Source organism: Pseudomonas uvaldensis, from assembly GCF_021271205.1.
In the GTDB taxonomy this organism is placed as follows: Bacteria; Pseudomonadota; Gammaproteobacteria; order Pseudomonadales; family Pseudomonadaceae; genus Aquipseudomonas; species Aquipseudomonas uvaldensis.
The window spans coordinates 542192-566500 of record NZ_JAIWKS010000004.1 but is presented as its reverse complement, the minus strand read 5'-3'; the positions used below and the strand labels follow the sequence as shown (position 1 = coordinate 566500).

24 protein-coding genes, 1 tRNA gene and 1 pseudogene are annotated in these 24309 nt (G+C 60.5%); 11 read left to right on the top strand and 15 right to left on the bottom strand.

Annotation, left to right across the window (positions count from 1 at the left end; translation table 11 throughout):
• Positions 1-21: 21 nt before the first annotated feature.
• A complete protein-coding gene (locus tag LCU97_RS12280) occupies positions 22-630 on the top strand; it encodes a LysE family translocator (protein ID WP_053146593.1) in 609 nt (202 codons plus the stop codon).
• A gap of 102 nt (positions 631-732) precedes the next feature.
• Here LCU97_RS12280 and LCU97_RS26825 read toward each other — a convergent pair whose 3' ends face one another.
• Positions 733-957: a hypothetical protein gene (locus LCU97_RS26825; protein WP_232776567.1), complete on the bottom strand. Its 225-nt coding sequence runs from the start codon at positions 955-957 to the stop codon at positions 733-735.
• Here LCU97_RS26825 and LCU97_RS12270 point away from each other — a divergent pair.
• Positions 875-1433 (top strand): annotated as a pseudogene (locus tag LCU97_RS12270) (hypothetical protein). The gene LCU97_RS26825 and the pseudogene LCU97_RS12270 overlap by 83 nt on opposite strands.
• A 134-nt stretch (positions 1434-1567) precedes the next feature.
• On the top strand, positions 1568-3631 hold the full coding sequence (locus LCU97_RS12265; protein WP_232776527.1) for a calcium-binding protein: 2064 nt from the start codon (positions 1568-1570) through the stop codon (positions 3629-3631).
• 54 nt (positions 3632-3685) lie between these two features.
• Here the strand turns inward: LCU97_RS12265 and ychF are convergent, their stop codons facing one another.
• The 8 genes from ychF to LCU97_RS12225 form a co-directional block, all read right to left on the bottom strand.
• A complete protein-coding gene (gene ychF / locus LCU97_RS12260) occupies positions 3686-4786 on the bottom strand; it encodes a redox-regulated ATPase YchF (RefSeq protein ID WP_053146589.1) in 1101 nt (366 codons plus the stop codon).
• Positions 4787-4807: 21 nt separating this feature from the next.
• Positions 4808-5392, bottom strand: coding sequence for an aminoacyl-tRNA hydrolase (gene pth / locus LCU97_RS12255; protein WP_030138575.1), 585 nt, complete (start codon positions 5390-5392; stop codon positions 4808-4810).
• A gap of 165 nt (positions 5393-5557) precedes the next feature.
• Positions 5558-6160, bottom strand: coding sequence for a 50S ribosomal protein L25/general stress protein Ctc (locus LCU97_RS12250; protein ID WP_053146587.1), 603 nt, complete (start codon positions 6158-6160; stop codon positions 5558-5560).
• 138 nt (positions 6161-6298) lie between these two features.
• The gene (locus LCU97_RS12245) at positions 6299-7240 is read right to left on the bottom strand and encodes a ribose-phosphate pyrophosphokinase (RefSeq protein WP_003171603.1); all 942 of its coding nucleotides are present in this window, start codon (positions 7238-7240) and stop codon (positions 6299-6301) included.
• Between the two features lie 47 nt (positions 7241-7287).
• Positions 7288-7362 (bottom strand) — tRNA-Gln (locus LCU97_RS12240).
• Between the two features lie 37 nt (positions 7363-7399).
• Positions 7400-8251 (bottom strand): 4-(cytidine 5'-diphospho)-2-C-methyl-D-erythritol kinase, encoded by an 852-nt coding sequence (gene ispE / locus LCU97_RS12235; protein WP_232776526.1) that lies wholly within the window; start codon positions 8249-8251, stop codon positions 7400-7402.
• Between the two features lies 1 nt (position 8252).
• Entirely contained in the window at positions 8253-8870 is a 618-nt protein-coding gene (gene lolB, locus LCU97_RS12230; protein ID WP_053146583.1) for a lipoprotein insertase outer membrane protein LolB, read from the bottom strand.
• A 4-nt stretch (positions 8871-8874) separates the two neighbouring features.
• The gene (locus LCU97_RS12225; protein ID WP_053146579.1) at positions 8875-10599 is read right to left on the bottom strand and encodes a tetratricopeptide repeat protein; all 1725 of its coding nucleotides are present in this window, start codon (positions 10597-10599) and stop codon (positions 8875-8877) included.
• Positions 10600-10771: 172 nt separating this feature from the next.
• On the opposite strand from LCU97_RS12225, the gene hemA reads away from it, so the two are divergent.
• The 6 genes from hemA (at position 10772) to LCU97_RS12195 (ending at position 16152) form a co-directional block, all read left to right on the top strand.
• Complete coding sequence (hemA, locus tag LCU97_RS12220; protein WP_232776524.1) at positions 10772-12058, top strand: glutamyl-tRNA reductase; 1287 nt, start codon at positions 10772-10774, stop codon at positions 12056-12058.
• Positions 12058-13140, top strand: coding sequence for a peptide chain release factor 1 (gene prfA, locus LCU97_RS12215; RefSeq protein WP_232776522.1), 1083 nt, complete (start codon positions 12058-12060; stop codon positions 13138-13140). The genes hemA and prfA overlap by 1 nt, the downstream gene beginning before the upstream one ends.
• 14 nt (positions 13141-13154) lie before the next feature.
• On the top strand, positions 13155-13985 hold the full coding sequence (gene prmC / locus LCU97_RS12210; protein WP_232776521.1) for a peptide chain release factor N(5)-glutamine methyltransferase: 831 nt from the start codon (positions 13155-13157) through the stop codon (positions 13983-13985).
• Positions 13979-14734 (top strand): molybdopterin-synthase adenylyltransferase MoeB, encoded by a 756-nt coding sequence (locus LCU97_RS12205; RefSeq protein ID WP_053146570.1) that lies wholly within the window; start codon positions 13979-13981, stop codon positions 14732-14734. Before prmC ends, LCU97_RS12205 begins: the two co-directional genes overlap by 7 nt.
• Positions 14727-15518 (top strand): glutamate racemase, encoded by a 792-nt coding sequence (gene murI / locus LCU97_RS12200; protein WP_053146568.1) that lies wholly within the window; start codon positions 14727-14729, stop codon positions 15516-15518. The genes LCU97_RS12205 and murI overlap by 8 nt, the downstream gene beginning before the upstream one ends.
• A gap of 115 nt (positions 15519-15633) precedes the next feature.
• Positions 15634-16152, top strand: coding sequence for an acyloxyacyl hydrolase (locus tag LCU97_RS12195; RefSeq protein ID WP_053146566.1), 519 nt, complete (start codon positions 15634-15636; stop codon positions 16150-16152).
• A gap of 205 nt (positions 16153-16357) precedes the next feature.
• Here the strand turns inward: LCU97_RS12195 and LCU97_RS12190 are convergent, their stop codons facing one another.
• The 6 genes from LCU97_RS12190 to LCU97_RS12165 all read right to left on the bottom strand — a co-directional run bounded on the left by LCU97_RS12190 (position 16358) and on the right by LCU97_RS12165 (position 22109).
• Complete coding sequence (locus tag LCU97_RS12190) at positions 16358-16663, bottom strand: YkgJ family cysteine cluster protein (RefSeq protein WP_232776520.1); 306 nt, start codon at positions 16661-16663, stop codon at positions 16358-16360.
• A gap of 28 nt (positions 16664-16691) precedes the next feature.
• The gene (locus tag LCU97_RS12185) at positions 16692-17462 is read right to left on the bottom strand and encodes an SDR family NAD(P)-dependent oxidoreductase (RefSeq protein ID WP_232776519.1); all 771 of its coding nucleotides are present in this window, start codon (positions 17460-17462) and stop codon (positions 16692-16694) included.
• 115 nt (positions 17463-17577) lie between these two features.
• On the bottom strand, positions 17578-19038 hold the full coding sequence (gene phrB, locus LCU97_RS12180) for a deoxyribodipyrimidine photo-lyase (protein WP_232776518.1): 1461 nt from the start codon (positions 19036-19038) through the stop codon (positions 17578-17580).
• Between the two features lie 12 nt (positions 19039-19050).
• Complete coding sequence (locus tag LCU97_RS12175) at positions 19051-19989, bottom strand: MerR family transcriptional regulator (RefSeq protein WP_232776516.1); 939 nt, start codon at positions 19987-19989, stop codon at positions 19051-19053.
• Entirely contained in the window at positions 19989-20951 is a 963-nt protein-coding gene (locus LCU97_RS12170; protein WP_053146555.1) for a YbgA family protein, read from the bottom strand. Before LCU97_RS12170 ends, LCU97_RS12175 begins: the two co-directional genes overlap by 1 nt.
• Positions 20952-21122: 171 nt before the next feature.
• The gene (locus LCU97_RS12165) at positions 21123-22109 is read right to left on the bottom strand and encodes an NAD(P)/FAD-dependent oxidoreductase (RefSeq protein WP_053146554.1); all 987 of its coding nucleotides are present in this window, start codon (positions 22107-22109) and stop codon (positions 21123-21125) included.
• A gap of 195 nt (positions 22110-22304) precedes the next feature.
• Here LCU97_RS12165 and LCU97_RS12160 point away from each other — a divergent pair, with 195 nt between their 5' ends.
• Both LCU97_RS12160 and hemH read left to right on the top strand, forming a co-directional pair.
• Positions 22305-23204, top strand: a complete 900-nt coding sequence (locus tag LCU97_RS12160; protein ID WP_232776513.1) for a TIGR01777 family oxidoreductase — start codon at positions 22305-22307, stop codon at positions 23202-23204.
• Positions 23205-23217: 13 nt separating this feature from the next.
• Positions 23218-24243, top strand: a complete 1026-nt coding sequence (gene hemH, locus LCU97_RS12155; RefSeq protein ID WP_053146547.1) for a ferrochelatase — start codon at positions 23218-23220, stop codon at positions 24241-24243.
• Positions 24244-24309 lie beyond the last annotated feature (66 nt).

The following is a 24309-nucleotide window of genomic DNA, read 5'->3' as shown; positions in this document are numbered from 1 at the left end:
GCCGCTTTGATGGAGTGATTCATGGTCAATTACGAACTGTTTCTGATTCTGGCTACCCTGACCGTGCTCAGCCCCGGACCAGGGGTCGTGCTGACAGTTTCCAACGCCTTGCGCCATGGTTGGACCGGTTCGCTGCCCGGCATCTGCGGTATCGCGCTGGGTGCTTTTGTCGTGGCGGGTATCAGCGCCAGTAGCGTCGGGCTGATCCTTGCCACGTCGGCTACGGCGTTCACGTTTCTCAAATATGCCGGTGCCCTGTATTTGTTGTACCTGGGGGGCAAGATGTGGCGGACGAAGCGTTTTCTCCCCGAGCTCAACGCCACCTCGTCGCGACCGTGTCGACGATTTGTCGAGGCACTGTCAATCCAGCTGTTGAACCCCAAGGCGGGATTCTTCTTTCTCGCTGTGTTTCCTCAGTTCATCAAGCCGGGGGCTGACTATTTCGACCAGTTTTTCCTGCTGATCTCTTCCTATGGCTTGCTCGTCGTATTGGTTCATAGCGGCTACGCCCTCATGGCCAATGGTGCAAGGCGCTGGCTCTCCACCAACAGGGCAGCCGGGATTGTAGGCAAGCTGTCGGGCATTACTTTTTTCTGCTTTGGCGTGTTGATGGCTACCGCAAGTAAATGAAGGAGGTGTGTATCGCAGGTGGGAGACGGCGAAACATCTTGTTATCCTGAGCCCCCTTTTTCATGGACGAATATCGAGACCTGCCATGGTTAACGACACCCGTCACCCATCGGGAAGATACTGCTGGGCCTGCTTTTCGCCCTGATCGGTATTGGCTTGTTGGGCATTGCCCTCAATCTCACCCTGGATCGCCGCGAGTTCCTGACTCGCGCAGAGGTCGCCGATGGCATCGTCAGTCACTTGAATGCCGGTGGATCGCATCCTGAAATCGCCTTTACCACGGCTACTGGCGAAAAAATATCTTATCCCCAGGGGCGGTTCGATCATCCTGCGTTCACCCGAAGGCAAGGACGTCAGCTATCGCTAAGGCGGCGTCGGCGTCGGGGCTGGATTCGGCGCGCGACTGCCGCGTTTCGGCAAGGTCAATATCCAGATCAAGGGCAAGAGCGTGGGAGCGGCCGGCGCGGCAGAGGCTTTCCCCAGCTTCGGCAAGGTGTTTGTCAGCGACGCGCTGGTCAGCCGTGACCTGACCGAAGACGACATCACCGGCCCTTGCATGTACACCGAAGTGGGCGGTGGCCTGGTGGTGGGCGGTTCGGCCACGGCCCTGTTGTTCGGGCTCGATCCCAAGCTGCTGGCATTGTCGGTGGCCTTGAACGCCAGCCCGGCGGCTTCTCATTGCTGCCGGCACAGTCAACCGGCAACTGCTGCAGTCGGCCAAAGGAGCGGTAGTGATGGCGGGTATGAATGCTGACGCGCAGGCCGGTGGTGGTGCGGCGATCTACATGGAGTATCTGTTCTAGCGACGTACCACAAGGGGCATCTCTCAGGATTGAGCAAGCCCGCAGGTCGCAATTGGTGGGAACGATGGGAAAGCGAGCAAGTCCCAATTGCTCTACTGGAGCGATGGATCCAGGACTTCTTAAAGGACTATCCCATGGCAAACACCGACAGCACGACGGCAAGTACCCATACCGTAAGAACCGGCCCTGGCACTGTCCAAGTCGACCTCACCGGTCAATTCGACGAGAACCAGAGCATCATTATCCAGCCGGACGGCAAGATACTGGTTGGCGGCTATACCGAGTACCTTGCATGGGGGTACCCCGGGGCGCCGGGCGAGGAAAGCTACGGCTACGAACAAAACCATTCAATTATCCGCTTGAACGCCGATGGCAGTCTGGACACCACCTTCCATGAAGGTGGTGTCGACATGGTTCCTGCCGCGATAGCCCCGGCGTCTCGCTACGAGCTGACGGCAGTGCAGTCCGATGGCAAGGTGCTTGTTGCCGTCGCCCTGGATACGGGCGTACAGGTGGAGCGCTACAACAGCGATGGGACTCGCGATGCCGCCTTCGGTCAGAATGGTGTCGTTACGGTCGACATCAACCACAGCTTCAAGAACATTGACCTGACGGCCAATACCGATGGCACCTTCCAGGTCAGCGCCCGAGGGTTTGACCAGGCAACAGTGACCAGGCTCGGCAATAACGGCTCTTTGGTCGAAGGCTTCGGCGACGGTGGCGTGCTGACGGTCAGCATTCCCGCCGACGAACACTACAACGGCGCAATTTCGACTGCGGTGCATGCAGATGGAAGCGTGGTCGTCGGGGCTGCATACAATGCCGCTGGCATGGGCGATCCGACATATGTCCTGCAGCGCTTCACCCCCGATGGTCAACCCGATACCCGCTTTGGTGACGACGGTGCCCTTTACTTGGACCCCGCCATGGGCTTTGGCGAAGATTCGGTGGTTACCCTGCAAGCCGACGGCAAGATCATCGTCATGGGCCATGGTGACGGCGACACCCGCACTACCGTAGCGCGCTTTAATGCCGACGGCTCCTTCGATACCACTTTTGGCGCCAATGGTACGGTGACTTTCGAGACCGGCACACCTGTGGCTTTGACGGTGCAAGCCGATGGCAAGATCCTGGCGGCCGGCACGAACAACGGCGATTTCAGCATCATCCGCCTGAACGCCGATGGCAGTATCGATACCGGCTTCGGCAGCCAGGACGGCAAGCTACACGTGGACGGATACGCCGGCAATGAGATCTTGCAAGGTACTGACGCCAGCGAAATCATCCACGGCCTGGGGGGAGATGATGTGCTGCAAGGCAATGGCGGGCGTGACGTCCTGCAAGGTGGCACGGGCGCTGACATCTTTCGCTTCACCGAACTCGGCGACAGTTTCCGCACGGCGACACACAGCAGCAGCGACCGGATCCTGGACTTCGACGTCTCCCAGGACCGCATCGACCTGACTGCCTTGGGCTTCACCGGGATTGGCAACGGCCATGACGGCACCTTGGCTATCCAGGCCAGTGCCGATGGTTCCCATACTTATCTCAAGAGTTACGACGTCGATGCTTCCGGGCATCGGTTTGAACTGGCTTTGGACGGCAATCTGGTGGGGCAGTTGAACAACACCAACCTGGTGCTCGCCGCGCCTACCGTTGAGGGTACGTCTGCCAACGATACGATTACCGGTTCTGCGTTGTCGGAAGTCATTTATGGGCTGGACGGCAATGATCGTATCAACGGTGGCGCCGGAGCTGATGTCATCGTTGGTGGTGGTGGCGCTGATCGCCTGAATGGTGGAGACAGAGCCGACATTTCGTTGTGGACAGATAATCGGCAGAACGCCGATGTGTTCCGCTACACCTCAGTAGAGGACAGCTACCGGACGGACAGCCATGGCGCGGTCGACCTTATCGAAGGTTTTACGGTCGATGACAAGATCGATGTATCGGCCTTGGGGTATACCGGCTTCGGAGACGGCACGGACACTACGCTGAAGATGATTTACAACCAGGCGCTGGATCGCACCTATGTGACGAATGTGGAAGCAGACACACAAGGCCACAGGTTCCAGATTGCGCTGGCGGGGGACTGGCGGGAAAACCTGGATGACGACAACTTGATCGTGGCGCCCGACGCTGGGGTAGGGCTGATCGGGGTCGCGCCCGAGGTCGATCCAGGGCATCTGTTGGGCTGATCGTCGCCCACAAAAAAGCCGCGAATCATCGCGGCTTTTTCGTTTTCAGCAGAGTCAGACGTTAAAGCGGAAGTGCATCACATCGCCATCCTTGACGATGTAGTCCTTGCCTTCCAGGCGCCATTTACCGGCTTCCTTGGCACCGGCTTCACCTTTGTACTGGATGAAGTCGTTGTAGGCGATGACTTCGGCACGGATAAAGCCTTTTTCGAAGTCGGTGTGGATCACGCCGGCGGCTTGCGGGGCGGTGGCGCCGACGCGGACGGTCCAGGCGCGGACTTCTTCGACACCGGCGGTGAAGTAAGTCTGCAGGTTGAGCATTTCGTAACCGGCGCGGATCACGCGGTTCAGGCCAGGCTCTTCCAGGCCCAGGGCCTCCAGGAACATGTCCTTTTCTTCGCCGTCGTCCAGTTCGGCGATTTCCGCTTCGATCTTGTTGCAGACCGGAACCACCATGGCGCCTTCTTCTTCGGCGATGGCCTTGACCACGTCCAGGTGCGGGTTGTTCTCGAAACCGTCTTCAGCGACGTTGGCGATGTACATGACCGGCTTGGTGGTCAGCAGGTGGAAGCCCTTGATCACCAGCTTCTCTTCGGTGCTCATGTTTTTCATCAGGCTGCGCGCCGGCTTGCCTTCGGTGAAATGGGCGATCAGCTGCTCCAGCAGGCCTTTCTGGACGACGGCGTCCTTGTCGCCACCCTTGGCGTTGCGGGCGACTTTCTGCAGTTGTTTCTCGCAGCTGTCGAGGTCGGCGAAAATCAGTTCCAGGTCGATGATCTCGATGTCGCGTTTCGGGTCGACGCTGTTGGAGACGTGAATCACGTTCTCGTCTTCAAAGCAGCGGACCACGTGGGCGATGGCATCGGTCTCGCGGATGTTGGCGAGGAATTTGTTGCCCAGACCCTCGCCCTTCGACGCGCCAGCCACGAGGCCCGCGATGTCGACGAATTCCATGGTGGTCGGCAGGATACGCTTGGGATTGACGATGGCCGCCAGGGCATCCAGGCGCGCATCCGGCATCGGCACGATGCCGCTGTTCGGCTCGATGGTGCAGAAGGGGAAGTTCTCGGCCGCGATGCCGGATTTGGTCAGGGCGTTGAACAGGGTGGACTTGCCGACGTTAGGCAGGCCGACGATGCCGCAATTGAATCCCATGGTGTTTCCCCTCGGTAAGAGTCAGGCCTTCTGGCTGTGCAGGTTCTTCATCGCGCGGTTCCATTCACCGGCGAGAATATCCGGCAGCACGCCGAGGGCAAAGTCGATGCTGGCATCGAGTTTTTCCTGTTCGGCGCGAGGCGCACGACCCAGGACGAAATTCGACACCATACTGGCAACGCCCGGGTGGCCGATGCCGAGCCGCAGGCGGTGAAAGGTATTCTGGTTACCCAGCTGCGCAATGATGTCGCGCAACCCGTTGTGACCGCCATGGCCGCCGCCCTGTTTGAGCTTGGCAACGCCCGGAGGCAGGTCGAGTTCGTCGTGGGCCACCAGGATTTCTTCGGGCTTGATGCGGAAGAAACCGGCCAATGCCGCCACGGCCTGGCCGCTGCGGTTCATGTAGGTGGTGGGGATCAGCAGACGAACATCCTGACCCTGATGCGAAAAGCGCCCGGTCAGGCCGAAATACTTGCGATCGGCCGCCAGGCTGACGCCTTGTGCGTGCGCGATGCGCTCAACAAAAAGGGCCCCTGCGTTATGCCGGGTCTGTTCGTATTCGGTGCCTGGATTTCCCAGGCCAACGATCAGTTTGATGGCAGTCACGATAGGGGCCCTTCCTGGAGTGTGGATAACAAGTCGCGGTCAGGTACTTTGGCGACAGTGGACGAAAATTGCGGATCTACCCTTGAGTAAACTTCGCGTTCCCGCCCGCTGCCTCGCTACGTTCCAGTCCGCGATGTTACCGGTCACTCCGGCGACAGAGTGAAATTACTCTGCTGCGCCTTCTTCGGTAGCTTCTGGAGCAACACGTGGAGCGTGGACGTTGGCAACAGCCTTGTCGTCGCCGTGTGCCAGGGCCACGAACTCAACGCCTTTAGGCGCTTTCAGGTCGGACAGGTGAATGATCGTGCCGATTTCGGCGTTAGCCAGGTCGACTTCGATGAATTCAGGCAGGTCTTTCGGCAGGCAGGAAACTTCCAGCTCGGAAGTGACGTGCGAGATCTCGCCGCCTTTCTTGATCGGAGCAGCTTCGTTGATGAAGTGCACTGGAACGGTTGCGGTCAGTTTCTGGCCAGCCACGACGCGAATGAAGTCAGCGTGCATGATGAATTGCTTGGCCGGGTGACGCTGCATCGCTTTAACGATAACGTTTTGCTTCTTGCCATCGACGTTCAGCTCGATCACGTGGCTGAAGGCAGCCTCGTCTTCGAACAGCTTGGCCACTTCTTTGGCCAGCATGGTGATGGACTCAGGGGCCTTGTCACCACCGTAGACAACGGCAGGAACCTGGTTGGCGAGACGACGCAGGCGGCGGCTCGCACCTTTCCCCAGGTCGGTACGCGCTTGGGCGTTCAGGATGAAATCAGTCATTTTGTATCTCCAAAATAGCCATTCCGGGTGACGTCTGCGACCGACGTCAAAGCGGATGGGCAAAAAAGCCCCGCCCCAACATGAGTGTTGGGGCGGGGCGCTTTTCGTCAACGGGATGTCATGGCAAGGGCAGGGCCCTTAACGGAACATCGCGCTGATCGATTCTTCATTGCTGATGCGGCGAACCGCTTCGGCAACCACCGGTGCGATATCCAGTTGGCGGATACGCGCACAGGCTTGTGCTGCTGCGGACAGCGGGATGGTGTTAGTGACCACCAGCTCGTCCAGCACGGAATTTTCAATGTTCTCGATCGCCCGACCCGACAGCACAGGGTGTGTGCAGTAGGCAAAGACCTTGGCCGCGCCGTGCTCTTTCAGAGCCTTGGCCGCATGGCACAGGGTGCCGGCGGTATCGACCATATCATCGACAAGGATACAGGTACGGCCTTCGACGTCGCCGATGATATGCATCACTTCGGAGTGATTGGCTTTCTCGCGGCGTTTGTCGATGATACCCAGATCCACGCCCAGGGATTTGGCAACGGCCCGTGCACGCACGACGCCACCAATGTCCGGGGACACGATCATCAGGTTCTCGAAGCGCTGATCTTCGATGTCATCCACCAGGACCGGGGAGCCGTAGATGTTATCCACGGGAATATCGAAGAAGCCCTGAATCTGGTCAGCGTGCAGGTCAACCGTGAGGACACGGTCGATGCCGACAACGGTCAGCATGTCGGCGACGACTTTTGCGCTGATCGCCACGCGCGCGGAACGCGGGCGGCGATCCTGGCGGGCATAACCAAAGTAAGGAATAACAGCAGTGATACGAGTAGCCGAGGAACGGCGGAAGGCATCAGCCATCACGACGAGTTCCATCAGGTTATCGTTGGTCGGAGCGCAGGTCGGCTGAATAATGAAGACGTCTTTACCGCGAACGTTTTCATTGATCTCGGCAGTGATCTCGCCGTCGGAAAACTTACCGACAGAAATGTCACCGAGAGGGATATGCAGCTGACGTACGACACGCCGAGCCAGATCGGGGTTGGCGTTCCCCGTAAAGACCATCATCTTGGACACGCGCAGTACCTGGAGGCTGAGGGTATGCCTGGATGAGTATAGGAAAATGGCAGGGGCGGCTGGATTCGAACCAACGCATGGCAGGATCAAAACCTGCTGCCTTACCGCTTGGCGACGCCCCTGTATCTGTTGCTGCGAGTGCCTAACACTCGATTCCTTTTAGAGCAGGCTTTGTAGCTTGCGATGCAACATCGAAACGTTGCTTCCTTTTGCCACAAACCCTGTAAGGGTCTCTGTAAGAAGGGCCGAGACTTTATCAGCTTCAGCTTTGCTTGGGAAGCCCCCAAACACACAACTTCCAGTTCCGGTGAGTTTTGCTTCGGTAAATTTACCTAGCAAATTCAAAGCGTTACGAACATCTGGGTAACGCCTCGCTACCACCGGTAAGCAGTCATTTCGACTGTTTCCCTTGGGAACGGGGCGCACTTTAATGGGAGGAGAGTTACGTGTCAACAGCGGATCTGAAAAAATTTCTGCTGTACTTACAGATACTTGCGGCACCAGCACGAGGTACCAGGGTTCCTCGGGTTCTACCGGAGTGAGTTTTTCCCCTACGCCTTCGGCAAAAGCCGCGTGGCCACGTACGAAAACCGGTACATCGGCCCCCAGCGTCAGGCCCAGGGCGGCGAGGCGATCCGCGTCCCAATCCAGCTGCCACAAATGGTTGAGCCCGAGCAGCGTGGTCGCCGCATTCGAACTGCCGCCACCGATACCGCCGCCCATGGGCAGGATTTTTTCGATCCAGATGTCGACGCCCAGCGAACAACCGGATTGCTCCTGGAGTTTTTTCGCGGCTCTGACGATCAGGTTGCTGTCGTGGGGGACGCCTTCGAATTCGGTGTGCAACTGAATCACGCCGTCGTCGCGCACGGCAAAGGTGATTTCATCGCCGTAGTCCAGGAACTGAAAGATCGTCTGCAGCTCGTGATAGCCGTCCGGGCGACGACCGAGAATATGCAGCATCAAGTTGAGCTTGGCCGGGGAGGGCAGGGTCAGGCGCGGGGCGGTCATGTCATTGCCCCAGCTTGCGCGGCTGCCATTGCTTGATCACCAGCGTGACGTCGAGATCGCTGCCGTGCAGTTTGATGCGTTCGGGCAGCCAGTAGCCGTTCTGCTGGGCATAACTGAGGTATTCGATCTGCCAGTCGTCCTGCTCCAGGTTGGACAGACGACTGTCGGCGTCGAGGGTCAGGCGGCTCTTGCTGTCCGGTGCCGGCAGCCCACGAACCCACCAGGTCAGATGCGAGACCGGCAGTTTCCAACCCAATTGTTCTTCCAGCAGGGCTTCGGGCGAGGGCGCGTCGTAGCGCCCCTGGTTGGCGACTTCCAGCGAGACCTGGCCGGGGCGTCCGGTCAGTCGCGCCGCGCCGCGACCCAGCGGGCCGGAGAGGCGAATGTCGTAATAGTCCTGGCGTTGCAGCCAGAACAGCGTGCCGCTGCCGGAGTCTTTCGGGGCGCGAATGCCGATCTTGCCGTCGATCTGCCAGCCGTCGAGGCCGCTCAGTTGTGCCTTGTGCTCACGCCATTGGGTCGGGTTGCCGTGGCCCTGGACGGATTCACGGGCGCCGAAGCCCGCGCAACCGGCGAGCAGGGCAATGAAGCTGAAAACGATGAAGTGGCGCAAAAACATGGTCTTAAAGGGTCTCTGATCCGGTCAGGCGTTTGATGGTGCCGCGCAGGATGGGGCTGTCAGGCTGTTCCTTGAGGAATTTGTTCCAGATCTGCCGGGCTTCGCGTTGCTTGCCCTTGGCCCACAGGACTTCGCCCAGGTGAGCAGCGACTTCCTGGTCGGGAAAGCGCTCCAGGGCCTGGCGCAGCAGGCGTTCGGCTTCGTCGAGGTTGCCCAGGCGATAATTCACCCAGCCCAGGCTGTCGAGCACCGCCGGGTCTTCCGGGTTGATCTGGTGGGCCTTCTCGATCAGTACCTTGGCCTCGTCATAGCGCGTGGTACGGTCCGACAGGGTGTAGCCGAGGGCATTGAGGGCCATGGCGTTGTCGGGATCGCGCTGGATGATCAGGCGCAGGTCTTTTTCCATCTGCGCCAGGTCATTGCGTTTTTCCGCCTGCATGGCCCGGGTGTAGAGCAGGTTCAGGTCGTCCGGGTATTGTTTCAGGGCTTGCTGCAGCACACCCCAGGCCTTGTCGCCCTGATTGTTGCTCGACAGGGTCTCCGCTTCGATGAGGTATAACTGGATTCCGTAGTCGGGTTGGGCGTCGCGCTGAACGGACAGGCGGCTCTGGGCCTCGGCTGTCTTGCCATTACTCATCAGGATATCGGCCTGGCGCAGCTGCGCCGGCAGGTAGTCATTCCCCGGACCGACCTGGGCGTACTCGATCAGCGCGGTCTCCGGGTCGTCGCGTTCCTCGGCGATGCGCCCCAGGTTCAGGTGGGCCGAATCGACGTGGCTCTCCCGGGCGATCAGGTCTTCCAGATAACCCTTGGCTTCTTCCCAGGCCTTGGCTTCCAGGCAAACCAAGGCCAGGGAGTAACGCAGTTCGTCGTCTTCGGGGTATTGCTGGACCAGGCTGGAAAACTCCACCTTGGCGTCGTCCATGCGGTTGTTTTCCACCAGCATGCGGGCGTAGGTGAGGCGCAGGCGCTTGTCGTCCGGATATTTCTTGATACTTTTTTCCAGCAGCGGCAGGGCTTCGTCACCCCGGTTCATGCCTTGCAGCAGGCGCGCCCGCAGCAGGATCGGCGCTACTTCGCCGGCTTCCGGCGGGTTGTCCTCGAGCAACGTGAGGGCACCCTTGGAATCGCCGTCCTGCTGCAGCAACAGCGCCTTGCCGAAAATCAGCTGGCCGTTGTTCGGATGGCGTTGCAGCAGGCGGTCGAAGCTTTTCATCAGGCCGCTGCGGGTTTCCTGGTCGGTATCGGCAGCAGACAATGCAAGGAAATCGAAGTGGGTGTCACCCTTGCCCAGCAGCACTTTCTCCATATACATCATGGAGTCGTCATAACGGCCGGCCCGTGCCAGCTGTACGGCGGCGGCGCGCTGCGCTTCAAGGTCATCCGGCGCATTCTTCGCCCAGATCATGGCGGTATCCAGCGCCGCCTGGTCGGCCCCCAGGTATTCGGCAATGCGAAACGCCCGCTCGGAGATGCCAGGGTCCTGGGTATTGATGGCCTGGGTCACGTAGTTATCCAGCGCAATGTCGAAGCGGTTGCGCTGGCCTGCCAGTTCGGCGCTCAACAGGCTGAAGATGGTTTCTTCGCTGAACGAGCCGTAGACCTTGGGCTTTTCAGGGGCCTGCGTGCTGTCTTCGACCGGCGGCGAACCGTCCGTCGATACGGGGGCCATGGACTGGCAGCCGCTGAGCAGGGCAAGAGCGAGGAGCAACGCGGAAGATCTATTCATATAGGAAGAGGACGACTAACCTGCGGTCGGATCATCATGACACAAGCCTTCGACCAAACATAACCGCCCCGTCGATTTACGCTGTCAGGCGAGGCGATAGAGATCGAGTGGTTGTCCTGAATCTGGCGAAGTAGGACAATTGCCGGCTTCACGTCACCATCAGCGACCTTGAATGGCCTTCCTTGCACTTGGTATTAACCACAAGACTGCTTCAGTAGACGTCCGCGAGCGCGTGGCCTTTACGCCTGAGCAGCTGGTTGAGGCCCTGCAGCAGCTCTGCCGGCTCACCGAGAGCCGCGAGGCTGCGATCCTCTCCACCTGCAATCGCAGCGAGCTTTATATAGAACAGGATCACGTTTCGGCCGATGCGGTGCTGCGCTGGCTGGCCGAATACCATGATCTGAGCCTCGAAGAGCTGCGCGCCAGCGCCTATGTGCACGAAGACGATGCGGCCGTTCGTCACATGATGCGCGTCGCGTCCGGGCTCGATTCCCTGGTACTGGGCGAACCGCAGATTCTCGGCCAGATGAAATCGGCCTACGCCGTGGCCCGCGAAGCCGGCACCGTCGGGCCGCTGCTGGGGCGGCTGTTCCAGGCCACGTTCAACGCCGCCAAACAGGTGCGCACCGACACGGCTATCGGTGAAAACCCAGTGTCCGTGGCGTTTGCCGCTGTCAGCCTGGCGAAGCAGATTTTCAGTGACTTGCAACGCAGCCAGGCCCTGTTGATCGGTGCCGGCGAGACCATCACCCTGGTCGCTCGTCACCTTCATGACCTGGGTGTGAAGCGCATCGTGGTCGCCAACCGGACCCTGGAGCGCGCCAGCACCCTGGCCGAACAGTTCGGAGCCCATGCAGTGTTGCTGTCGGACATTCCGGCGGAGCTGGTGCATAGCGACATCGTCATCAGTTCCACCGCCAGCCAATTGCCGATTCTGGGCAAGGGCGCGGTGGAAAGCGCCCTGAAGCTGCGCAAGCACAAGCCGATCTTCATGGTGGACATCGCCGTTCCCCGGGACATCGAGCCGGAAGTCGGCGAGCTGGATGACGTTTATCTCTACAGCGTCGACGACCTGCACGAAGTGGTCGCCGAGAACCTCAAGAGCCGGCAGGGCGCGGCCCAGGCGGCGGAAGAGATGATCAGCGTCGGCGCCGAGGACTTCATGGTGCGCCTGCGCGAGCTGGCAGCCGTGGATGTACTCAAGGCGTATCGTCAGCAGAGCGAGCGCCTGCGCGACGAAGAGCTGCAAAAGGCCCAGCGTCTGCTGGCCAACGGTGGCAACGCTGAAGATGTGCTGGCGCAACTGGCTCGCGGCCTGACCAACAAACTGCTCCACGCCCCCAGTGTCCAGCTCAAGAAGCTGACCGCCGAAGGCCGCCTCGATGCGCTGGCCATGGCCCAGGAACTCTTTGCCCTCGGTGAGGGTTCACCGGATAGCTTTTCGGATAAGAAATCGTAATGAAAGCGTCACTGCTCAATAAACTGGACGTTCTCCAGGACCGTTTCGAGGAACTGACCGCCTTGCTGGGCGATGGCGAAGTCATTTCCGACCAGAACAAGTTCCGCACCTACTCCAAGGAGTACGCGGAAGTCGAGCCGATTGTCGCGACATATAAACAGCTGCTCAAAGTGCAGGAAGACCTTGCCGGTGCCCAGGCGCTGCTCAAGGACAGCGACCCGGACCTGCGTGAAATGGCCGTCGAGGAAGTCCGCGAAGCCAAGGAACAGCTGGTTGAGCTGGAGAGCAACCTGCAGCGCATGCTGTTGCCCAAGGACCCGAACGACGGGCGCAACGTTTTCCTCGAGATACGTGCCGGTACGGGGGGCGACGAGGCGGCGATTTTCTCCGGCGACCTGTTCCGCATGTATTCGCGTTACGCCGAGCGTCGCGGCTGGCGCGTGGAAATTCTGTCCGAGAACGAAGGCGAACACGGCGGCTTCAAGGAAGTCATTGCCCGGGTCGAAGGCGAGAACGTTTACGGCAAGCTGAAATTCGAGTCCGGTGCCCACCGTGTGCAGCGCGTGCCGGCCACTGAATCCCAGGGCCGCATCCATACCTCGGCCTGCACCGTGGCGGTATTGCCCGAGCCGGACGAGCAGGAAGCCATCGAAATCAACCCGGCGGATCTGCGGATCGACACCTACCGCTCCTCCGGCGCCGGCGGCCAGCACGTCAACAAGACCGATTCGGCGATCCGTATCACTCACTTGCCTTCGGGCATCGTGGTCGAATGCCAGGAAGAACGTTCCCAGCACAAGAACCGTGCACGGGCCATGGCCTGGCTGTCGGCCAAGCTCAACGACCAGCAGACCAGCGCCGCGGCCAATGCCATTGCCAGCGAGCGAAAATTGCTGGTGGGTTCGGGCGACCGCTCCGAGCGGATCCGTACCTACAATTTCGCCCAGGGTCGGGTCACCGATCATCGAATCAACCTGACGCTGTATTCCCTCGACGAGATCCTTGCCGGTGGCGTCGAGGCCGTGATCGAGCCGTTGCTGGCCGAATACCAGGCCGATCAACTGGCCGCGATTGGCGAGTAAGCAGAGGTGACTCCATGACCATCATCGCCAGTGTATTACGCGCCGCCCAGCTGCCGGATTCGCCGACACCACGCCTGGATGCCGAGTTGCTGCTGGCGGCAGCCCTGGGCAAGCCCCGCAGCTTCCTGCACACCTGGCCCGAGCGGATCGTGCCGAGCGAAGCGGCGCTGTTGTTCTCCGAGTACCTGCGTCGTCGTCGCTCCGGCGAGCCGGTGGCTTATATCCTGGGGCAACAGGGGTTCTGGAAGCTCGACCTGGAAGTCGCGCCCCACACCCTGATTCCCCGTCCGGACACCGAGCTGCTGGTGGAAACCGCGCTGCAATTGCTGCCGGCCACCCCGGTCAGGGTTCTGGACCTGGGCACCGGCAGCGGTGCGATTGCCCTTGCGTTGGCCAGTGAACGCCCGGCCTGGACGGTTACCGCGGTTGATCGTGTGCTCGAGGCTGTGGCCCTGGCCGAACGCAATCGCCAGCGCCTTGACCTGGGCAATGTCACGGTGATGAACAGTCATTGGTTCAGCGCCCTGGCCGACCGGCGTTTCGAGTTGATCATCAGTAATCCACCTTATATCGCTGCCACCGATCCGCACCTGGCCGAAGGCGACGTGCGTTTCGAGCCGGCCAGTGCGCTGGTGGCGGGCCAGGATGGGCTCGATGACCTGCGCACGATCATCGCCCAAGCGCCGGATCATCTTGCTCCGGGTGGATGGCTGATGCTCGAACATGGATACGACCAGGCCAATGCGGTGCGTGACCTGCTTCAAACCCAGGGATTTGCCGAAGTCCACAGTCGCAAGGACCTGGGCGGCCATGAACGCATCAGCCTGGGGTGTCTGCCGTGCTGAATGACCAGGAGCTGTTGCGCTACAGCCGGCAGATCCTGCTGCAGCACGTCGACATCGACGGCCAGGTACGGCTCAAGCAGAGCCGCGCATTGATCGTCGGTCTTGGCGGCCTCGGCGCCCCGGTGGCGTTGTACCTGGCCGCCGCCGGCGTCGGCGAGTTGCATCTGGCGGATTTCGACACGGTTGACCTCACTAACCTGCAACGCCAGATCATCCACGACACTGGCAGCGTGGGGTTGAGCAAGGTCGATTCGGCGATGCGTCGCCTGGCAGCGCTGAACCCGGAGATCGGGTTGGTCCCTCATCCAACCGCCATGGACGAAGACAGCCTGGCCGTCGCAGTCGGAGCCGTGGACGTGGTGCTGGACTGCTCCGACAATTTTTCTACCCGCGAAGCGGTGAATGCAGCGTGCGTCGCAGCGGGTAAACCGCTGGTCAGCGGCGCGGCGATCCGCCTGGAAGGGCAACTGTCGGTATTCGACCCGCGCCGCGCCGACAGCCCTTGCTATCACTGTCTCTACGGCCATGGCAGCGAAGCCGAGCTGACCTGCAGCGAAGCGGGCGTGCTCGGTCCGGTGGTGGGGGTGGTAGGAAGCCTGCAAGCCCTCGAGGCGCTGAAGCTATTGGCGGTGTTCGGTGAACCTCTGGTAGGACGTCTGCTGTTGATCGATGCCCTGGGTTCACGTTTCCGCGAACTGAGGGTCAAGCGCGACCCGGGCTGCAGCGTGTGTGGTGACAGGCATGAATAACGCGCCGGTCGGGGTGCTTGACTCAGGGGTCGGCGGGCTTTCGGTGCTGGCAGAGATCCGTCATCTGCTGCCCAATGAATCGCTGCTGTACGTCGCCGATTGCGGGCATATTCCCTATGGCGAGAAAACACCGGAATACATTCGGCAGCGCAGCTCCATCATCGCCGACTTTCTTTTGGGGCAGGGCGCCAAAGCCCTGGTGGTCGCTTGCAATACCGCAACGGTGGCTGCCGTGGCCGATCTGCGCCGTGACTTCCCCGATTGGCCCATTGTCGGCATGGAGCCGGCGGTCAAGCCGGCGGCTGCCGCTACCCGTAGCGGCATCGTCGGGGTACTGGCCACCACCGGCACCTTGCAGAGCGCCAAGTTCGCCGCGCTGCTCGATCGCTTCGCCACCGATGTGCGAGTCATCACCCAGCCGTGTCCCGGATTGGTGGAGCTGATCGAAACGGGGGATTTGCACAGCCCGGCCTTGTATGAACTGTTGCGTCAGTATGTCGACCCCTTGTTGGCCGCCGGTTGCGACACGCTGATCCTGGGCTGCACCCACTATCCGTTTCTCAAACCCATGCTCAAGCAGATGATTCCGGCGCATATCAGCCTGATCGACACTGGCGCCGCCGTGGCTCGCCAGCTGCAGCGGTTGTTGGCTGAGCGGGGAGCGTTGGCGGAGGGGCCTGTCAGCGAAACTCAGTTCTGGAGTAGCGCGGATCCGATACATTTAGGAAAAATCCTACCAATGTTGTGGCAATCGTCTGGCATTGTGCGAAGCTTCGATCTGTAAAAAAACGTGAAAATTGCGTAAATGGGGCTGAACTTCTGTTTCAACGGAGATTTCTATAGCTCTGTCTGGTTGTAAGAAAAAACTAACTAAGTCTGTTCGGAAAAGGATGTTTCTAATGAAGCGCTTATTCTGTTTTGCCGCCATTGCGGCTGCGTTGCTGGGGCACACTTACACTGCGCAAGCGGCGGGTGTGGAGTTCGGGATCGGTCAGACCAGCGATTCGACCATGACCTATCGCTTGGGCATGCAGTTCGATTGGGACAAGAGCTGGCTGCAAAGCGATGTGGGTCGTCTGACGGGCTACTGGAGCGGTGCCTACACCTATTGGGAAGGGGATGAGACTTCGAGTAACCACAGCTTGTCGTTCTCGCCGGTCTTCGTGTATGAATTTTCCGGCCAGAACGTGAAGCCTTACATCGAGGCGGGTATCGGCGTTGCGTTGTTTGCCAACACTGAGTTGGAAGATAACAAGCTGGGCAGTGCGTTCCAGTTCGAAGATCGAATTGGTTTCGGCCTGCGCTTCAATGGTGGACATGAAGTGGGCATTCGCGCCACCCATTATTCCAACGCGGGTATCGCGTCGGACAATGACGGTGTGGAGAGCTACGCGCTGCATTACACGATGCCGCTGTAATTCCCGACAGCCCTGTGGGGGCCGGCCCCTACGTGCTACGTGAGCAAGCCTGCTCCCACAAGTCTGTCGAGGCTCCCCGCAACGGGACCTCGCCTGAATTCCATGTGGGAGCGAGCCTGCTCGCGATAGCGCCCGTTCAGCATCAGCAAGATCGATCCCGCCGCCCATCTCGGCGAGCTGGGCCTCATCAAGGGCGTGCTGTTCTTTATCGATACACCGTCGCAATGCCTTGGCGTTCTTCAACGCATTCTGGCGCACCCATTTCGAACTCCCGGCAAATCAACGGACGCTTTTCGTAGATCGTGCACCTCATGCTGTCGCGATCCAGCGCCGCGCACCAGCCATCATCCAGCCGCAACATGGCTTCTGCGCCCCAATCGTCCACGGCGATGAATCGTTGCGGGACGCCGGTGTCGGTGATCAACAACACTTCCAGTCGGCAGCAGCATGCCGCACAGCTCGAACAGGTAACGGCCGGCGCAGGGAGATCTACAAGAGGGATGTTTTTCATGGCCGGCAGTGTAAGGCAACCGGGTCCTTCAAGGGCGACCCTTGATCGGTGACCAAGTATCGGGCTGGCAAGGGGCGATGTCCGTCTGCCCGGTCCGGGCCGATTCGGGCAGCGGCCAGAGCGCTGCCAGGGCGGCGACCGGGAGGATCAGCTCAGGGGGTCTTTCGGCCAGGTTGGCCAGAATGTAGGTCGCTGCTTCGTCTGTCGAGCAGACAGTAGGCAACACACCATCCTCGAGGCACAGCGAGACATGGTCGAACCCCGGGCGGACCAGCGTCACGTCGATGCCCCTGGGGGCGAGCCTCACGCGAGTCGATTCAAACAGAGAGCCCATGGTGCTGCCGCTGGCCTCGGTGTGTGATGGAGACAAGTAAGTCGCCGGGCTGGCAATCCCTGTCAGATGGGGGAGGACGCCTGCCTGTAACAGCGGCAAAGCCGTTTCGATGCAAAAACTGGCCGCCAGCAGATTACTGCGTACCAGCTGTTCGATGAATGCCTGGGGGGTAGGATGGGCGCCGGCGTATTCGGTGGTTCCGGCATTCAGGATGACGGTGTCCAGGGCGCCCCACTGCTGGGCGATTCGCTCGCCGATCTCGCGCACAGTCTGGCTGTCGGTCAGATCGCCGGGCACGATCAGTAGCTGGTCCGGATATCGTGCACAAAGGGCTTCGCAGGGTTGGGCCGAGCGCGAACTGATCGCCAGGTGCGCACCGCTTTCAAGCAGCTTTACGGCAAGCGAAGCGGCAACGCCGTCACCCGCCCCTGTCAGCCAGTATCGCCGTGGCGGTTTCACACCCATTCCTTGCTCCTTCCGCTAGGGTTGCGCCGTGTCTGCTACAAGGCTTTACGGCTAATCCATGATTAAGTAAGACTATATCCCGAGTGGTGGAAAGTGCATCCGCATTCAATCAATTTCATGTTCGTTGATCGCCCAACGGTTCGGCGGCGCGGCGTTGTTGCGTTGGCAGCTGTCTGAAAGCGGCCAGCGCACGCGCTCGTGATCGGCCGAGGTCGACGATCGGAGCGGGATAATCCACACGGTCAAACAATCCACAGGGGGCTTTGGGGTTATGGACCTGTTGCCTGTCCAGATCGTTCAGTTCCGTTAACCAGTGTTTGATGAACGATCCTGTGGGGTCGAATTTTTCCGATTGACTCAATGGATTGAAAATCCGGAACCAGGGCGCCGCGTCCGTGCCGGTGGAGGCGCTCCACTGCCAACCGCCATTGTTGGCGGCCAGATCGCCGTCGATCAGGTGCTGCATGAAAAAGCGCTCGCCTTCGCGCCAGTCGATCAGCAGGTTCTTGGTGAGGAACATTGCCACAACCATCCGCAAGCGGTTGTGCATCCATCCTGTCTCCAGCAGTTGGCGCATGGCCGCGTCAATGATTGGCAGGCCGGTGCGGGCCTCTTTCCAAGCGGCCAGTTCTTCAGGGGCATCGCGCCATGCCATCGCCTCGGTTTCCGGGCGGAATGCCCGGTGACGGGATACCCGGGGATAGCCCACCAGAATGTGTTTATAGAACTCACGCCAGAGCAATTCATTGATCCAGGTCACAGCCCCGACATTACCGCTTTCGAATTCGCCCTGGTTGGCTTGCAGTGCGGCGTGCAGGCACTGGCGCGGCGACACCACGCCGGCCAGCAGGTAAGCCGAGAGTTGGCTGGTGCCGGGTTTGGCCGGAAAATCCCGATCGGTCTGGTAATGGTCGAGGTGCTGCTCGACGAACGTCTCCAGGCGTCGTCGGGCTTCGCTTTCGCCGGCGGGCCAAAGGGCACGCAGGGCTTCGCCGGAGGGCGCAAAGCCTTCGATGTGCAACGGCACCGGATCGCTGGCGATGCCGGTGTGTGCCTGCCGGGCCGGTGCGCGAACCAGGCTTGGCAATGAGACGTGCAGCCGGCCGTAGCAGACTTTGCGAAACTGGCTGAACACCTGGAAATAGTTGCCGGTTTTGGTCAACACGCTGCCGGGCTTGAACAGCAACTGATCGAGGTAGCTGTGAAACGCGATGCCCTGATCGTCCAGCGTGCGAGCGACTTCAGCGTCGCGCCGGGTTTCGTTCAGGCCATATTCTTCATTGACATGGACTGCATCGATCTTCAATTCGCGGCATACCTTGAGCAGCACTTGCGGTGCCTCGTCCCAGCGTGGCGCCGGACGGATCAGTAATGGGATGTTCAGTTCGCCCAGGGCCGCGCTCAAGGAAGCCACGTTGCGTAGCCAGAAATCGATCTTGCACGGCGCATCGTCGTGGCTGCGCCATTGTTCCGGACTTGGCAGGTACACCGCCACGCAGGGCCCACGTGCTGCGGCAGCGGCCAGGGCGGTGTTGTCGTGCAGGCGCAAGTCGCTGCGCAGCCAGATCAGTTGCATTGGGTTTTCCATTCAGAGAAGGGCTCTGCGGCTCAATTCACGGTAGGCCGTCAAGGGATCTTCGGCCCAGGTGATGTTCATCATCGCTGCGCCGGTGGATAACCTGGCGTGGTGAATCGATGCGGGAGTACCGGCGATAACGACCGGGCAGTCGATACCGCTCAGCAGCCTGGGCAGTTGGGACAGGTTCAGGGCGTGACTGGAATACAACAGCACGCCGCGAGCCTTGAGGCGTTCGACGGCCACCGCCAGTTCACCCGCCGGTATCGGCCCATCGAATACCTCCACCGGGCAATCGGCGTTGCTGGCCAGCCAGGCGGTGAGCCACAGGAGGGGTTCCAGGGGCTCGTCCGAATGGTTGACCAGTAGCAACGGCGCGCCGCGTAGCTGGCGGTTGTTGTGGTAGATCCGGCTGCCAAATTTGCTGCGTAGCCAGGAGTACAGGAACACCCGTTCCAACTGCGCCCCGAACTGCCCCTGCCAACGCAACTGCAGATCGCTCAGCAAGGGCAGCAGTAACTGTTCGCACACTGTCAGGGGCGGGTAGAGCGCCATGGCCTGGTTCACCCGCTCATCGACCTGGCGCTCGGCCAGTTGCGTGACAGCCACGATGAGGGCGTTGCGCTGGCGATGCCAATCATTTTCCACAGGCTCGGCTGGCGGTTGCGGTGCATCGAGCAAGGGCTTGATCTTGCTCACCGCCATCCCTCGGTTGATCCAGGTGAGGATGGTCTGGATACGTTGTACATGTTCGGCGCTGAACAACCGGTGGCCCTTGGGCGTGCGGTGCGGCACGATCAAGCCATAACGGCGTTCCCAGGCCCGCAGCGTGACGGCGTTGACACCGGTCCGGCGCGCGACCTCGCGTATCGGAAGCCACCCCTGTGCCAAAGCCTCGGCGAAGTCCGCACCGAGGTCTTCTCGTGCGCTCGAATCCGGCTCGCGCGCCATCAGATAGCGTTCCGCAAGCTGAGGTTTTCCGGGTGCGGTTGCAGGTAGGCCTGCTGCGCCAGATAGGGATCGGGATGCTGGCGCAAATGGTGCTTGAGCAAGGTCAGCGGTACCACCAGCGGTACGATGCCGCGCCGATATTGACCGATGAGGTGCTGGACTTCCTGCTTGTCTTCACTGTCGATGACATGCTTGAGGTAACCGCTCAGGTGTTGCAAGACGTTGGTGTGGGTGCCTCGGGTGGCGCATTTTTTCAACGCGGCCATCAGCGCACTGAAATAGCGTGGCCCCAGTTCGTTTGGATCGGTCTTGCCCATGCTGCCCAGCAGGTTGCCCAGCGCCTTGTACTGCACCGGATTGTGGGCCATCAGCAGATATTTGTAGCGGGAGTGAAATTCAATCAGATCCCGGCGGGTCAGGTGCTTCTGGCGCAACGGTTGCCAGGCTGCGTAGGCGAAAACCCGGGTCAGGAAATTCTCCCGCAGCACTGGATCGTTGAGGCGGCCATCCTCTTCCACCGGCAGGTCCGGATGACGGTTACAGAACGCCTGTGCATACAGGCCGCGTCCACCACCGCCCTGCGGCACGCCGTTATGATCGTAGACCTTGACCCGCTCCAGCCCACAGGACGGTGACTTCTGCATGAAGATGTAGCCGCAGATGTCACCCAGTGTGTCAGCCATTTGCTGACCGTATTCGGCCAGCGGCCGTGTCACGTTCAGGTCAGGCGTCACCGTGCCGACCGCTTCGGGATGCAGCGGGTTACCCACCAGCCGGATCGCTTCTCTCGGAATGCCCAGCCCGATGGCGACTTCCGGGCACACCGGTACGAAATCGAAATGCTCCGCCAGCAGTTGGCTGCACAGTTGCGACTGTTTATGCCCGCCATTGAAGCGGACTTGTGCGCCCATCAGGCAGGCGCTGATAGCGATCTTCGGCTTGGCGACGGTTTCGTTGGACATGGGCACCTCTGATTCCATGATCTTGTACAAATTTATATTTCTGTACAATTATTTCATCATAGATTTGCCAGCGCGCAAGTCAACCGGTTTCAGCGTGCAGGGGAGAAGCGGCGTGTTCGCAGACAGGCTGCTGTCTGTTGCGACAGCAGCGGTAGTGCGGGGTGAAGCGAATTACTGCAGGCTGGCGTGCAGGCGGCGGGCGGCATCCTGGCCGCTGAGCCATGCACCTTCGACCCGGCCGGACAGGCACCAGTCGCCACAGACATACAACCCCAGGTCGGCATCGGCCAGAGCGCCCCATTCGTGGTTGCCGGCGGGACGGGCGTACAGCCAGCGATGGGCCACGCTGAAGCTGGGAGCAGGCATTGCGCTGTGCAGCAGTTCGGCGAATGCACCGTGCAGATGTTCAATCACCGCTTCCTTGGACAGGTCGATGTGCTGCCGGCTCCAGTCGCTGGTGGCGTGCAGCACCCAAGTGTCGAGCCGGCTGTCGCGTCCCGGCTTGCTGCGGTTGCGCGCCAGCCAGTCGAGGGGACTGTCTTGTACGAAGCAGCCCTCCAGGGGAGTGTCCAGCGGTTTTTCGAAGGCCAGGGCCACGGCCCAGGTCGGGTCCATTTTCACTCCGGCCGCCACGCTGGCCAGCTTTGGCACGGCTGCCAGCAATGCAGTGGCCTGGGGGGCGGGCGTGGCAATGACAACCTGGCCGAAAGGGCCGTGGGTGAAGCCTTCCGCATCCTGCAGGTGCCAATGCTCCTGGCCGCGGTACACCTCGGTGATCCGGCAGGAGAACTGCACTTGCAATTTGCCGAGCAAGGCGCGGGTGATGGCGCTCATGCGCGGAGTGCCGACCCAGCGGGTCTGTTCATCCGGCGAGGGCGTCAGTTGCCCACCCTGGGAGTTGTATAGCTGCGGGTTCCATTCCGCCGCCCAGCCATTGGCCTGCCAGCGCTGCACTTCGGTCACGAAGCGGCGATCGCGGGCGGTGAAATATTGCGCGCCCATGTCCAGTGAACCGGCGTCGCTGCGTTTGCTGGACATGCGTCCGCCGCTGCCATGGCTTTTATCGAAGAGTTGAACGACATGCCCGGCCTCCGTCAGGGCCTGGGCGGCTGAGAGTCCGGCGATGCCGGTGCCGATGATTGCGATAGGTACAGTCATGAGGGCCTCGTTTACCTTTCTGTACAGACTACGCCGTCGTTTAAACCTGTACAATTCGGGTTTTTGGTATAAGTTTTTACCGTTCGCGTTCGACAGGTTGTCCTATTGTTAAAACAGACCCTGTCCGATACGAAAAATCCCTGCTTATAAAAATAGACTAATGGGCCGGGTAAAACGCGATGAGAGGATCACCTCATGCACATATTGCTGACCGGCGGTACTGGTTTAATCGGACGCGCGCTTTGCCGTCACTGGCTGGCGAAGGGGCATCGCCTGACGGTGTGGAGTCGTCGGCCCGAACAGGTGGCGGAGCTCTGTGGAGCGCAGGTGAGGGGGATCGCCAAGCTCGACGAGATCGACGATCCGGTGGACGCTGTGATCAATCTCGCCGGCGCGCCGATTGCCGACCGACCCTGGAGCCACAAGCGCAAGTTGCTCTTGTGGAGCAGCCGCATCACCCTGACGGAAGTGTTGCTGGCCTGGTTGGAGCGTTGCGAACAGAAACCCCGGGTGTTGATTTCCGGTTCGGCGGTGGGCTGGTACGGTGACGGTGGCGAGCGTGAGCTGACCGAAGAATCGGGGCCGGTGAGCGAAGATTTTGCCAGTCAACTGTGCATCGCCTGGGAAGAGACCGCGCAACGGGCCGAGGCCATGGGGGTGCGTGTCGTGCTGGTGCGTACCGGCCTGGTCCTGTCCGCCGACGGCGGCTTTTTGTCGCGGCTGCTACTGCCCTTCAAACTGGCGCTGGGCGGGCGTATCGGCAATGGTCGGCAATGGATGCCGTGGATTCATATCGACGATCAAATCGCCCTGATTGATTTTCTTCTGCACCGCGATGATGCCAGCGGTCCTTATAATGCCTGCGCGCCGAACCCGGTGCGCAATCGCGACTTCGCCAAGGCCTTGGGTGAGGTATTGAACCGGCCTGCGGTGGTGCCGGTGCCGGAGCTGGTGTTGAAAGTCGCGTTGGGAGAAATGTCATTGCTGTTGCTGGGCGGGCAGCGTGCCATGCCGGCCCGATTGCAGGCGGCGGGTTTCATTTTCCGGTTCACTGATTTGCCCGCGGCGCTGGACGACTTGTCCCCCCGCTTTTGAAATAGGACATTGCATGACCGATCACGCGTTGCTTCTGGTGAATCTGGGTTCGCCTGCTTCCACCTCGGTGGCCGATGTGCGCCGCTACCTCAATCAATTCCTGATGGACCCTTACGTCATCGACTTGCCCTGGCCGGTGCGGCGGTTGCTGGTGTCGCTGATCCTGATCAAGCGCCCCGAGCAATCGGCTCACGCCTATGCGTCGATCTGGTGGGAGGAAGGGTCGCCGCTGGTGGTGCTCAGCCGCCGGTTGCAACAGGCGATGACCGCACAATGGACCCAGGGCCCGGTGGAATTGGCGATGCGCTATGGCCAGCCGTCCATTGAGTCGGCGCTGGTGCGCCTGGCGAGCCAGGGCCACAAGAAAATCACGTTGGCACCTCTGTATCCGCAGTTCGCCGACAGCACCGTGACCACGGTGGTCGAGGAAGCCAGGCGTGTCGTACGGGAGAAGGGGCTCGATGTGCAGTTCTCGATACTTCAGCCATTCTACGATCAGCCGGAATACCTCGACGCGCTGGTTGCCAGCGCCAAGCCCTATCTGGCGCAAGACTACGATCACCTGTTGCTCAGCTTCCATGGCCTGCCGGAACGGCACCTGACCAAGCTCGATCCAACGGGTTTTCACTGCTTCAAGGATGCCGACTGCTGCAAGAACGCGCCGCCTCAAGTCATGGCCACCTGTTACCGCGCCCAGTGCATTCGCAGCGCCGAATTGTTCGCCAAGCGCCTGGGGCTGGCGGATGGTCAATGGTCGGTGTCATTCCAGTCGCGATTGGGCCGCGCCAAGTGGATCGAGCCTTATACCGAAGCACGGCTGGATGAGCTGGCCAAAAGCGGGGTGAAGAAGGTGCTGGTGATGTGTCCGGCATTCGTGGCGGACTGCATCGAAACCCTGGAGGAAATCGGCGACCGTGGGCGTGAACAGTTTCGCGAGGCGGGTGGGGAGGAACTGGTGTTGGTGCCGTGTCTCAATGATCAGCCGCAGTGGGTAAAGGCATTGAGCACATTATGCGAGCGGGCACCGATCGCTCTATAGAGTTCAAGGGTCCTTTCGCGGGCAAGCCCGCTCCCACATGGGGTCTCTGGTGTACACAAGTCCTGT